Here is an 11,332-nt window from a genome sequence, read left to right on the forward strand (position 1 = left end):
CTTGGTCTGGGTGAAGTTCGTGGTGCAGCTGCAGCGTTCCGGCAGCTGCACTTCGTCGCCGGTGAGCCGGACTGTGGTGCCTTTTCTGCTTGATTCCGCGGGACCGAGCGTTTCTTCTCGCGGAACTCTCGTAATTACTGGGCGGTCTCAAGCAATGAACGCGGGCCAGCGCAGCGATCTCTGCGCACCCGTGTGGAGGCACCGCCTCAGGCGGAGGTGCCAGCCCATTCGAAGGTGTCGAATATCCCCCGGGCCAGGTCGGCCACGTGTGCCCAGTCCTCGGTATTGTTGCTGGTCACAGCAAGGCCGAGAACCACTTTAGGCCCAGGAATCCAGGCGGTGATCGCATGCTCGGTGGTCTCCACGATGTCTGTGCCGACCGCAATTTCCCCGGGTGTGAACGATTGCGCGACCACGGCGGGGCCGACCGGGAGCTCCATGATCTCGACCGGGCCGTTCGCGGTGCTGCGATGCACTTGCTCCAGGCCGGCGATTGCCACGTTGGCCGACCTGTGGCGGGACTCCAGGCAGAAGCAGTTGAGCGTCGCCATGATCGGCCGGTTCGCCTCGTCTGGGGATCGGAAGAACCCGGCTGCGGTGTAGCTGGAACCACCTGCCTGCGCCGCTGCGGCGGTCGTGGCGAGCATGGCTGTCGTTTCGGCGAGACCTTGATCGATTTCCGCGTTGAGGCCCAGGCCGAAACTCGCCGATATCTCCGAGGCAAGGGAACGGAACTTTGTCTTGTCGATCTGCCCCGCAGGCAAGGCGATGAATCCTTCGGGCAGGAAGAGAGAGAATCCTGGTAGTTCGGGTGAGACGGTCGAACCTGGCATCAGATTCCCTTTCTCACGGACCCGGCGTTGCCGTGTTCAACGTTCACATGAATCGCGACCACCCCGCCCCGTGCAGCTGAGCGTAGTTCTTGACGACGAGGTCTTCCTCTTCGCTCAACTTCAAGACGGCCATACCGTTCTCCGGCCAATAGAATCGAACTACGCCCTCCTCGCCGCCAAGGACGAGTTCCAGTGTAACCTCCGGACCACTGTGCCAGAAAGGCGCTGGATTTTGCTGTCCAAACCCTGTCTGAAAAAATGCGATGTGAGACTTCGAGAACGCCACCCATGAACTCTTCGGGCATTTCTTTATCAGATCTACGAACTCGACCGATTGGCCGTAAGGCATCATCCCACGGACAGTCAGAGTGCCAACCCGAGTCGGCCAGTTTGGATGAATTTCCCAGTGATCCAGCACGTACATAACCAAGGCGTAGGGAATAAGGAGCGGGAAGGACAGTGTCCAGAGGAGTTTCTTCCCGGCGCCCCAGGTTCCGATATTAGTCCTATTGGGAAGATTCAGCTTGAATCGCTTACGTCTAAAGAATACAACTTCCACACGTTCATTCCATTGGCGCGAAGACCACATTTGCACCAATTCTCGCTCTTGACTCAACGGCGATCCTCCGTAGGGTACCCGTACATTCGGCGGAAGTCAGTCTCCGGTGACTCTGTCTACGATATAGTCCTTTACCTCTGACTTTGCCGCGCCTACGCCGGAGCTGACTGCGACTCCGGCAACGATTCCGGCACGAGAGAACGGCTCCAGATTTACCCCCGGCAGCATATTTGCCAGGTTGACGGCGCTTCCGTGCGTGTAGCGCGCCGCCTGGTCGATCGCAGCCGCCGGATGGGAACGCAAAGAATTCAAGGTAATGGGACTCACATCCTGGCCGCCAATCTTGACAACCTGGCCGTCGATCTTAATAATTGCGAGCGTTATTCAAAACCCCAGGCGTGGGTTCCAGCGTCGAGATCAACGACCCCAACTGGGCCACGTCAACCCGATAACCCCCCCGACACCCCAAACTCCCCTCGTCGGCATCGACCATTCCCGAACACACGCGGATGACGTGCGTTGCTCGGCTGATCCACCCCTCAATGATCAACTAGCTCGAAGGTAGCACCAGGAGACCCCAGGCAGGTCCAGAACCGAACAACTCAGCACCGGCCGCACGGTCCTTGCCCGAAAGACCTGCCAAGTCAACCTGACCGGCCCGTAAGACTGCTTCCCGTCAACGACCCTGTGCGGCTGCCGCCGGCGGCAGGGATGCGATTCCCCAGGTGTTGATCGCGTCCGTGCCGCGAATGGACCCGGAGCCGCTTGCTGTCGCCTTGCGCAAATACAAGGGATACTTCGATGCTGAGTTGCCCCCTGTAGAGTGACCTCCGCCTGAAGTTGATCTGGTGGATGCGGAGGACCAAGTGGGGAAACTCCGAATTCTGGCAACGATCGCGACCGGTGTCGTGGCAACCGCGGTGATGGCGGCCGGGCCGGCTGCCGCGGAGAAGTCCTCTGTGGACGTTCCCGGGGGGATGACCGCCAGCTACCTCGTCATCGACCAGAAGGCCGGCAAGACCTTCGGTGCCCGCGTGCACAAGCCGTACCGTTCAGCCTCGCTGGTGAAGCTGTTCATCGCTCTCGACTATCTCGAATCGCACGGTCCGGACTATGTGATCCCGGCCGACGACCTGGCGCTGCTTGAGCCGATGCTGCGCGCCAGCAACGACGCGGCCGCCAGCACGTTGTGGGTACGCGATGGCTGGGAGGGAATCGTCAAACGAATGGTCGCCAAGATCGGTCTCGCCGACACCACGCCGCCCGCCGACCGTAGCAAGTGGGGTTACACCGCGATCAGCGCCGCGGACATCGCCAAGACCTACCGGTACATCCAGCACACGGCGAGCGCGAAGTACCGCGACTTCATCCTGGGCAACCTGGCGAAATCGACGAAGTGCGGTGCGGACCGTTTCGACCAGTCGTTCGGCATTCCGCGCGCGGTGCCCGGCGCGAAGACGGTCAAGCAGGGATGGTCGGGTTTTGGTGCCGCGCCCGCGCGTGGTGAGGAATGCTCGGAGGCCGAGGTCACCATGCGGCGCATGCTGACCTCACCGGAAGTCAGGGCCGCCACCGCGGTCGCGTCCAGCGGCGACGGCACGCCCGGCGCCCGGAACCTCGATCTGACCGGCGGCGTGATGCACACGAGCGGCACGGTAGGCGCGGGTAACGACAAGATCGTGGTGGTGCTGACTCAGGAGCCGGCCACGTTGTCCTGGCAGGACTCGGCCAGCCGGATCACCAAGCTCACCCAGGACGTCTACCGCAGGTCGGCACTCTGAAAGCCGTTGCCCCAGAAGAGCGCCGCACTGGTCGCGGGGTCGGTCGGCGAACAGCCGCCGACCCCGGCCGGATCAGTAGGCGAGGACGAAGAAGAACCCGACGCACCACTTGCCGCCGGTCCGCGTCGCGATCACCGAACCGTTGGCGGTCTTTCCCGACAGCGTGCCCTTGAGGTTGGCCGTGACCGTGGAGCTGCCGTCGTAACCTTCGACGGTCAGGTTCGGCTCGCCGCCGGTCGCTTCGTCGATGCTGTCCTTCGAGAACGACTGGGTGCCCTGGCAGGTCATCGCGATGGCGCCACTTGCGTCCTTGGCGTTGATCTTCGAGATGAAGCCGTCGATCACGCCCTTCGAGTCCGCGGAGCTGCCGCCGGTGCCCGGCTGGTTGCTCTCGTCTGTGGACGGCGATGATCCCGTCGACGGCAATGGCTGCTGCTGCAGTGACGACGGTGCAGGCGCCGGACCCTGGGTCTGCGCGGTGTTGTCGGTGTTGCTGTCCTTGCTCAGGAAGAACCCGGGCGCGACGAACCCCGTGACGCCGACCGCGACCACCACGACGACCGCCACCGCGATCCCGATCCACAGGCCGGTCTTGTTGCCCTTGGGCGGGGGCGGGCCACCCTGCCCGTACTGCTGCTGGTTCGGGTCCCAGCCTTGCTGCGGGAACTGTTGTGTGCCCGGGTACGGCTGCTGCCCGTACGGCTGCCCGTACTGCTGCGTGGGCGGGTACTGCTGCGCGCTCGGGTCCCAAGCGGGTTGCTGTGCGTTGGGATCCCACCCGGGCTGCTGCGGGGGCATCCCGCCCGCCCCAGGCTGTGCGTTCGGATCCCACCCGGGCTGCTGCGGCACGCCGTGGGAACCGGGTTGCCAGCCCTGGCCGTAGGGGTCCCCGCCCGTGCCGGGCTGCGGTGGGTAGGTCATCTCCGGTTCCGCCTTCCTGCTGCACCGATTCGCGCCGCGGTGTGACGGCCCGCCGGTGCCGGCGGTTCCGTCCCCAGGCCCCGCATTCTCCAAGGTGGAGAGCTTCGGCACAAAAGCGGCACCCGGTCGTCCCGCCCGGCAGGGGCGGGACGACCGGGAGCCTTGATCATCCAGGCTGGCGGCTCAGCCGTTGGCGAGCGCCTGCAGCCGGTCGTAGGCACCGTTGAAGGTGTCCTGGTCCAGCGGGCTGGAGGTGTACTGCCACACGGTGTAGACGCCCCAGCCCGAGGGCAGTGCGCCCACCGACGAGGCGTACCGCGCCACCCACAGCGGGGCGGTGGCGGAGAAATCGCCGTCCACGCACTGGTTCCACCAGCTGGCCGAGGTGTAGATCACCGGCCAGCGACCGGTCTTGGCGTGGTAGGTGTCGTGGAAGTCCTTGATCCACGCGGTCATCGCCGATTTGCTGAGCCCGTAACAGGTCGCACCGTAGGGGTTGTACTCCATGTCCAGCGCGCCGGGCAGCGTCTTGCCGTCACCGGACCAGCCACCGCCGTGCGCGACGAAGTAATTCGCCTGCGCCGCGCCGCTCGCGGTGTTCGGCGTGGCGAAGTGGTACGCGCCGCGGATGAAGCCCTGGTTGTAGGAGCCGTTGTACTGCTGCGCGAAGTACGGGTTCGTGTAGTTCGTGCTCTCGGTCGCTTTGGTCCAGACGAATCGCTTGCCCTGGTTCCACCAGTTCGCCCAGTCGACGTCGCGCTGGTAGCTCGCCACATCCATACCGGCCACTGTGGCCAGTACTTGGTTCGCCGCGGCGGCCGCGGGTTGCGGCTGCTGCGCGTCGGACCGCGACTGCGGGGTGGACTGATCCCCTTCGACCCGGCGGATCTGCGAGCCCATGGTGTGGTTGTGCGCCTGGATGTCGGCATTGATCGCGGCGATCCCGGTGGTGTCCGGGGCGGCCGAGGCCTGGGTCGAGGCACCGAGCAGGAGTGCCACGACCGGAATGGTCAGAGCGGAGAACAGCGTGCTGCGCCGTCCTCTTCTGGGAGTGGACATCGTCGAATCCCTTCACAGATACCCTCGCGGTGGGCGGCTATGTGCAGGTAGCCGCCACGGAAGAGATTCTTGGCCACGAATCGGCGTTTGTCACCAAGTTCCGTGAAAATGAGCAGACGCGTGGGTGATTTTTCTTCAGGAGATACGCGGCAATTCGTGACGCGACCACAAATGTTCACCCGATTGCCAGATTGCGCAATGCACTCGCTGTTCCGTTGAGCCAGTTCTGGTCGCCGGGCAGCGAACCGGAGTTCGCGAACTGCCAGATCGTCTGCTGCCCCCAGCCCGCGGGCAGCTCGCCGACCTCGGTGTTGTAGCGCGCGAGCCACAGCGGGTTCCCGCCGAACGCGGCGCTGTTGCCGGTGCAGGTCTTCCACCAGCTCGTCGACGTGTAAATGGTGGGCAGCCGGCCGGTGCGTGCGCGGTAGGTTTCGGAGAAGGCCTTGATCCACGCGACCATCCCGGCCGCGTCCTTGCCGTAACACGTTTCGCCGTAGGGGTTGTACTCCGCGTCGAGCGCGCCGGGCAGGGTCTTGCCGTCCGCGGACCAGCCGCCGCCATGCGCGAGGAAGTAGTTCGCCTGTGCCGCGCCGTCGGATACGTCCGGCCGTGCGAAGTGGTATGAACCACGCACGATACCGGCGCCGTACGCGCCGTTGTACTGCTGAGGAAACTGCGGGTTGATGAACCCGGTCCCCTCGGTTGCCTTGATGTAGACGAACTTCGCGCCCGCGCTTGCCGCGCCCGCCCAGTTCACCGCCCCCTGGTGCCCGCTCACGTCGTGGCCGAGCAACTGGTCGGCCGCGCTGTACTCCACGGGGCTGCCCGCGACGCCTTCGTGCCTGGCGATCTGGGAGCCGGCGTAGTTGTCCTGCGCGCCCGCGTAACTCGGCGCCGCGGTGGCCGTGGACATGGTGCACAAGGCCGCGCCGGTGACCCCGGCGAGCAGTACCGCGCCCCAGCGCGGCAGCGGATGACGAGACTTCACGCTGGACTCCCAACCGGACGCTTGTACTCCTGCCCGTTGTCACCATGCCCGGCGGGCGCGATTCCGGCGAATCGGTGATCACTCAGTTGGGTGTTATTCCCAGGTCGAAGGCCTGTGGATGGTTCAGTGGGTGACGCCTCAGCGACGTTCCTCGGCGAGCGCCCGCAGCAGCTGGTCGGCGGGGATCACGGCGGTGATCAGATCGTGCGGGTTGATCGCCACCGGATGCCCGGCGAGCAGTGCCACGATGTCCCGGCCGGGCACCGCGCGGGCGTGCGGCCATTCCCGCGGCACCAGTGCCTTCGCCGTGTACGCGGGCACCATCACCCGGCCGTCGGCGTTGTGGAAGCCGATCACGGTGCGCTGTGCGGGAGAGAGCGCGTAGACGAACAGCGTGGCGCGCAGGATGGCGCGCGGCAGGTCTTCGGCCGGACGGTGCTCGGTGCGCACGAGCTGCAGCAGCCGTTCGAGATCGTTGCGCGGCTCGGGGAATCCGAGCGCCTTCGGCGAGGGGCGGTAGCGGTCGTTGGGGTGGAAGTCCTCGACGACATCGCCGGTCCCGCTGACCGGGTAGGCGCCGACCACGGCCCACGACGGCACCGGGCCGCGGGCGTCGAAGGCCTCATCGATGACGTACAGCCAGCTGTTCGGGTTGGTACGGGCGTTTTCCCGCATTTCCGGGCTGATCTCGGGTTTGTCCTGTGGTCCACGGCGTGGGTACGCGTTCCGTCGCGCGCGCCGCCCTGCCGGGGCCTGGGAAACCATCCGATCTGCCTCGTCCCGCTGCGCCATCGCCGTCCCTCGGTGCCGGGTGCCTGCTAGTCCGTCTGCCGTCACTCTACTGTTGACGCATGGCCTCTTCGCGTTCGGTCGATCCCGCTGAGTTACGGGCCGCGGTGCTGGCGGTGTCGGATTGGCTGCGAGGTGAGGGCCCTGAACCCGCCCGCGCGGAATTGGCCGCCGCGGTGCGGTTGAGCCTGCGCGCGCTCGCGCAGGACGCGCCGGGGCACAGCGTCGAAGTACGGGTGCCGCCATTCGCCGCCGTGCAGTGCGTGGCGGGTCCGCGGCACACCAGGGGCACACCGCCGAACGTGGTGGAAACGGATCCGCGGACCTGGCTGGAATTGGCCACCGGAAGGGTGGACTGGGCGGAGGCGGTCGCCGCCGCGCGGGTGTCGGCCTCGGGCAGCCGGGCCGACCTCGCGCACTGGTTGCCGCTGCTGCGGTCCTAGCCGGTTTTCTGTGGGATATTGACGATAATCGTGTTCAACTTGGTGCCTGCCAGGGAGAATTCTCCGGCACCGAACCCATCCACGGCCTGTGGGGTGCTATCCCGGTCGGCACCCGGGGTGTAGTTTGGGTGGTCGGAATTCGGTATCCCAACCGACAAGCGGCGTAGGAAAGGGCCCGGTCATGAACGCGGTGAACGCGCCCGGCGGCGAGCAGAGCCTCGGCCCGACCGCGCGCCGGATGATCCTCGGATCGCAGCTGCGCAAGCTGCGTGAGGAGGCCGGGATCACCAGGCAGCAGGCCGGTTACAACATCCGCGGTTCGGAGTCGAAGATCTCGCGGCTGGAGCTGGGCCGGGTGGGCTTCAAGGAACGGGACGTCGCCGACCTGCTCACCATGTACGGCGTGGCCGAGGAGGAGGAACGCCAGGCGTTCCTCGACATGGTCAAGCAATCCAACGAGGCGGGCTGGTGGCGCCGGTTCGGCGACACCGTGCCGAACTGGTTCACCGGTCTGGTCGGGCTGGAGGAGGCCGCGTCCCGGATCCAGATCTGGGAGCCGCTGTTCGTGTCCGGTCTGCTGCAGATCGAGCCGTACGCCAGGGCGATCGTCAGCCACGGCCGTTCGGAGATGTCCGACGAGCGGGTGGACCAGATGGTCGCCCTGCGCATGCGGCGGCAGAAGATGCTGGCCCGCCCGGACGCGCCCCGGATCTGGGCGGTGCTCGACGAATCGGTGCTGGAGCGCCAGATCGGCGGGCCGAAGGTGTTCAAGCAGCAGTTGGAGTACCTGCTCGAGGTGACCACGCTGCCGCATGTCTCGGTGCAGATCCTGCCGTTCTGCCGGAGCGGGCTGTCTGCCGAGCACGCGTTCTCCCTGCTGCGCTTCGCCGAAACGGAACTCCCGAACATCGTCTACATCGAGTACCTGACCGGCGCGGCACTACCTGGACAAGCGCGACGAGATCGAGAAGTACGGCCGGGCGCTGGACCTGCTCGCCGTCGACGCGGAGACCCCGGAGCGCAGCCGCTCCCGCATCGCCAAGCGCCGCCAGGAAATCTGACCGCTCACCTGCGGTGCACTGCCCGGCCGAGCGCCTCGGCCGGCCCCGTCGTGGAAGCCCCCCCCGGTCGCCCGCCAGGCGATGTACCCGTCCGGCCGCACGAGCACCGCACCGGAGCCGTATCGCTCGGCCCACTCGTCGGCCCGTTCCGCGCGACAAGCCCGGATGCCCGCCGCACGCGCCGCTTCTGTCCATTTCGGACTGTCGCAGAGCAGGACGACTCGGTGACGAAGAGGTCGTGCACCGCTTGCTCGCCGAGCCGGAGGTGGGGCGCCCGCGCACCGACTTTCGCGGGGGGTTCGGTGCCCGATCCCGCGCCGTCTTGCCCATCGCCGTAGCAGACGCCGAAGATCTGGGCGTGCGGGTCCGCTCATCCTCGTCTCCTGGCGCGCGACGATCGCCGACGCCAACCTCTCGGCCAGGAGCCGACGCTCGGCGTCGTAGGCGCCGAGAAGCGTGTCCGCGGCCTCGCCCCGGTGTTCGCACCGAGCGCACCCGCCGGTGGCCATACGTGCGCGCCGTCGCCGACCAGGAAGATTTTGCCTGCCCGGGTCGACGTCCCGGCCTACGGCGGTCTGCACGAGCTGTCGGCAACGCTGCGCGGTGAAATCGATCACGGACTCGGTCGCCGGGTCGTACGCGACCGAAAGCTGCCAGCGATCTTGTTCGGCGATGCTGACCAGCCCGCCGGAGAATCCGGCCGGGTTGGCGATGATCCAGAACAGCGCCCGGCGCGGAAGGAAACCGGACAGCTTGGCACGGAACACGATGTTCACGGCGTGCTGGAAAGTTCGCTCCCCGGTGCGGCCGATGCCGAGCCGCTGCTGGCGGTGAGATCAGGCAGTCCGCGTGGCTCCTCCGCGTCGTACAACCACTGCCATTCGCCCGCGAGCGTCTCGCACCGGGCAACGCCGGCCTCGGCGTCGAACGGTGCTCCCGCGCGGGTGACCGCATCGGCAATCCCGTACGTGCGGTAGATCTCCATGGTCCGTTGGTTGATCCCCGCAGGCACGTCCGTGGATCGACACTCCGGCGTGGCGATCCACCAGAAGCGCCGGAACCCCTTGCCGGGCAAGGAAAAGCGCGCTGGTGAGCCGACCGCCGGCGATCAGGACCGGTACCTGCTTCATGACGGTCTCCCTCCTTCCTCGGCCTGCCTCGCGGCGAATTCCGCGGCGGCCTGCCGCACCCACTCCTCGGACCAGCCGACCACCCCACTGCGAAGATCGGCGACGAACGCCCGCAGCCACCGGTGTTCCGCGCTCAGCAGCGCCCGCCGGTACTCCTCTTCCACCAGAAAGACCCGGCCGACCTGAGCGGTCTCGGCAAGCACCCCGGAGACTTCCGCCAGTTCCGCGTCGACCGCGGCCAGGCGGGCCTCGAGCTGCGTCACCGCTTCCTCCGGGCTCACCATGACCAGGAAGGACAGCCCCACCGGGAACTCCGGAAACTCGCTCCCCGTGGTCGCGAGCATCTCCTTGATCCAGGACCGAGCCGTCGCCAGCCCTTCCTCGGTGACGGCGTACACCGTCCGCTCCGGCCGCCCTTCCGCGCGCGCGGTTCCCTCGACCCGGATCAGCCCGAGCGCGCGCAACCGCTCGATCGCCTGGTAGACGCTGGCCCGCTGCCGCACGTTGACGACCCGGTCCTTGCCGTAGTCCTTGATCAGCTTCTGGATGCGATAGGCGTGCATCGGCTCCGCGGCGAGGATGCCGAGCACGGTGAGCCCCAGTGCGGACCGCTTGTCGGTGGTGGCCATAGTAATGAGCTTATTAGTCTTCCAATGACTATATAAGGGTGGTTGCCTGCTCGCTGAATCCCTCCGGATGGCCGCTTGCCGGACGTGCGCCCGGGGCCGTCAAGTCAACCGAGGGTGATCGACCTTCACTCACTGCACTCAGGGGTCCTCGCTGGATGTGATCAACTCAGCATCAAAATCTCGCTCTGCGTAGAAAATCACCACAAAACAGCTACTCTCAGTGTCAAATAGCCCCTTCGGGTAGTGCCTAAATCACCCGGTAGAGAGTTTTTGCTGCGAACGGTCGTTACGCAGTGAGAAATTTGCGCAAAGTTCTGCACGTGCATTTACCACTGCATGCGCGCGTGCTAGCGTCCGAGTCACAGGCAAATGCACATGCAGATTCCTGAGCTTCTCTTTGTTTCGGAAGGTGGGCACCATGGCTGAGCGGTTCGAGAACGGCATTCCGGCTGACCGTCTGACCGGCGTCCGGTGGCGCAAGGCGAGTTACAGCGGTGCGGTGGGCAACTGCGTCGAGGTGGCGCCGCTGACCTCAGGTGAAATCGCCCTGCGGAACTCGCGTTTCCCGGGAGGGCCGGCGCTGGTCTACACGCGCGCCGAGATGGCCGCCTTCCTCGCGGGGGCGAAGGACGGCGAATTCGACGATGTCCTCGGCTGATGTCGAAAGTGGCCTGCAGGAGCTGATCGCGCGCGGCTACCGGTTCGTGCACCCGACCGACGAGTGCGGCGAAGTTCAAGCCGTGGTCGGCGTGCGAGCCCACGATAACGTCGTCGACGTAGTCCGCCTCCGCGCGGAAGACGATGCCGAGGCCACCCGCCTCCCGGGCGACGAAAAGAACATTTTCGCGCCCGCCACCTGCCTGTGGCGTTCCCGTGGCCCTGCGCCCGAGGTGCTCGGCGAGATGCTGGCCCTCTCCGACGAGCACGCCCGGGCGGCAAAGTCCGCCGCCGGAGCGGCAGCGAAGAGTGGCTGCTGGGTTCCCGGCCGCGGCGGCCGGTTGAAGTGGCTGGCCGCGAGCTGATCGAACCTGCCCACTTGGCCGCATGGCCCGACTCTCTTCAGTGGACGGCCCGACGCGCACCTCGCGTCGGGCCGAAGGTGGAGATCTTCTGCTTCGCGCTGATCCAGCTGAAGGGCA

At 66.2% G+C, this 11,332-nt stretch carries 13 protein-coding genes and 2 pseudogenes; 5 read left to right on the forward strand and 10 right to left on the reverse strand.

Annotated elements, in window-relative coordinates:
* Positions 1 to 206 precede the first annotated feature (206 nt).
* A complete protein-coding gene (locus D5S19_RS17670) occupies positions 207 to 833 on the reverse strand; it encodes a hypothetical protein (protein ID WP_147397431.1) in 627 nt (208 codons plus the stop codon).
* A 43-nt stretch (positions 834 to 876) separates the two neighbouring features.
* On the reverse strand, positions 877 to 1,392 hold the full coding sequence (locus tag D5S19_RS31725; protein ID WP_147397432.1) for a hypothetical protein: 516 nt from the start codon (positions 1,390 to 1,392) through the stop codon (positions 877 to 879).
* A gap of 866 nt (positions 1,393 to 2,258) precedes the next feature.
* Between D5S19_RS31725 and D5S19_RS17675 the strand changes: the two genes are divergently transcribed.
* Positions 2,259 to 3,173, forward strand: coding sequence for a hypothetical protein (locus D5S19_RS17675; RefSeq protein ID WP_233574005.1), 915 nt, complete (start codon positions 2,259 to 2,261; stop codon positions 3,171 to 3,173).
* A gap of 72 nt (positions 3,174 to 3,245) precedes the next feature.
* Here D5S19_RS17675 and D5S19_RS17680 read toward each other — a convergent pair whose 3' ends face one another.
* From D5S19_RS17680 to D5S19_RS17695, 4 genes are all read right to left on the reverse strand, one after another.
* Positions 3,246 to 4,094 carry a hypothetical protein gene (locus tag D5S19_RS17680; protein WP_120024425.1) on the reverse strand — a complete coding sequence of 283 codons (849 nt, stop codon included), beginning with the start codon at positions 4,092 to 4,094 and terminating at the stop codon, positions 3,246 to 3,248.
* Positions 4,095 to 4,277: 183 nt separating this feature from the next.
* Complete coding sequence (locus tag D5S19_RS17685) at positions 4,278 to 5,153, reverse strand: lysozyme (RefSeq protein ID WP_120024426.1); 876 nt, start codon at positions 5,151 to 5,153, stop codon at positions 4,278 to 4,280.
* Positions 5,154 to 5,328: 175 nt separating this feature from the next.
* Positions 5,329 to 6,066 carry a lysozyme gene (locus D5S19_RS17690; protein WP_120024457.1) on the reverse strand — a complete coding sequence of 246 codons (738 nt, stop codon included), beginning with the start codon at positions 6,064 to 6,066 and terminating at the stop codon, positions 5,329 to 5,331.
* A 213-nt stretch (positions 6,067 to 6,279) separates the two neighbouring features.
* A complete protein-coding gene (locus tag D5S19_RS17695) occupies positions 6,280 to 6,933 on the reverse strand; it encodes a type VII secretion system-associated protein (protein ID WP_120024427.1) in 654 nt (217 codons plus the stop codon).
* 59 nt (positions 6,934 to 6,992) lie between these two features.
* Between D5S19_RS17695 and D5S19_RS17700 the strand changes: the two genes are divergently transcribed.
* Positions 6,993 to 7,373: a sterol carrier family protein gene (locus tag D5S19_RS17700; RefSeq protein WP_170069790.1), complete on the forward strand. Its 381-nt coding sequence runs from the start codon at positions 6,993 to 6,995 to the stop codon at positions 7,371 to 7,373.
* Between the two features lie 181 nt (positions 7,374 to 7,554).
* Positions 7,555 to 8,434 (forward strand): annotated as a pseudogene (locus D5S19_RS17705) (helix-turn-helix domain-containing protein).
* Positions 8,435 to 8,550: 116 nt separating this feature from the next.
* Here D5S19_RS17705 and D5S19_RS34160 read toward each other — a convergent pair.
* The 4 genes and pseudogenes from D5S19_RS34160 to D5S19_RS17720 all read right to left on the reverse strand — a co-directional run.
* Positions 8,551 to 8,808, reverse strand: a pseudogene (locus tag D5S19_RS34160) (hypothetical protein); the annotation flags it as partial.
* On the reverse strand, positions 8,805 to 8,972 hold the full coding sequence (locus D5S19_RS34165; protein WP_120024458.1) for an FAD-dependent monooxygenase: 168 nt from the start codon (positions 8,970 to 8,972) through the stop codon (positions 8,805 to 8,807). The gene D5S19_RS34165 and the pseudogene D5S19_RS34160, both read right to left, overlap by 4 nt.
* A 234-nt stretch (positions 8,973 to 9,206) precedes the next feature.
* Positions 9,207 to 9,419: a hypothetical protein gene (locus D5S19_RS17715; RefSeq protein WP_120024428.1), complete on the reverse strand. Its 213-nt coding sequence runs from the start codon at positions 9,417 to 9,419 to the stop codon at positions 9,207 to 9,209.
* A gap of 141 nt (positions 9,420 to 9,560) precedes the next feature.
* On the reverse strand, positions 9,561 to 10,193 hold the full coding sequence (locus tag D5S19_RS17720) for a PadR family transcriptional regulator (RefSeq protein WP_120024429.1): 633 nt from the start codon (positions 10,191 to 10,193) through the stop codon (positions 9,561 to 9,563).
* A gap of 418 nt (positions 10,194 to 10,611) precedes the next feature.
* Between D5S19_RS17720 and D5S19_RS17725 the strand changes: the two genes are divergently transcribed.
* Together D5S19_RS17725 and D5S19_RS17730 are read left to right on the forward strand one after the other, a co-directional pair.
* Entirely contained in the window at positions 10,612 to 10,851 is a 240-nt protein-coding gene (locus D5S19_RS17725; protein WP_120024430.1) for a DUF397 domain-containing protein, read from the forward strand.
* Positions 10,838 to 11,215: a hypothetical protein gene (locus D5S19_RS17730; RefSeq protein WP_120024431.1), complete on the forward strand. Its 378-nt coding sequence runs from the start codon at positions 10,838 to 10,840 to the stop codon at positions 11,213 to 11,215. The genes D5S19_RS17725 and D5S19_RS17730 overlap by 14 nt, the downstream gene beginning before the upstream one ends.
* The last annotated feature ends 117 nt before the right edge of the window (positions 11,216 to 11,332 follow it).

This window comes from Amycolatopsis panacis, assembly GCF_003600245.1.
Lineage (GTDB): Bacteria > Actinomycetota > Actinomycetes > Mycobacteriales > Pseudonocardiaceae > Amycolatopsis > Amycolatopsis sulphurea.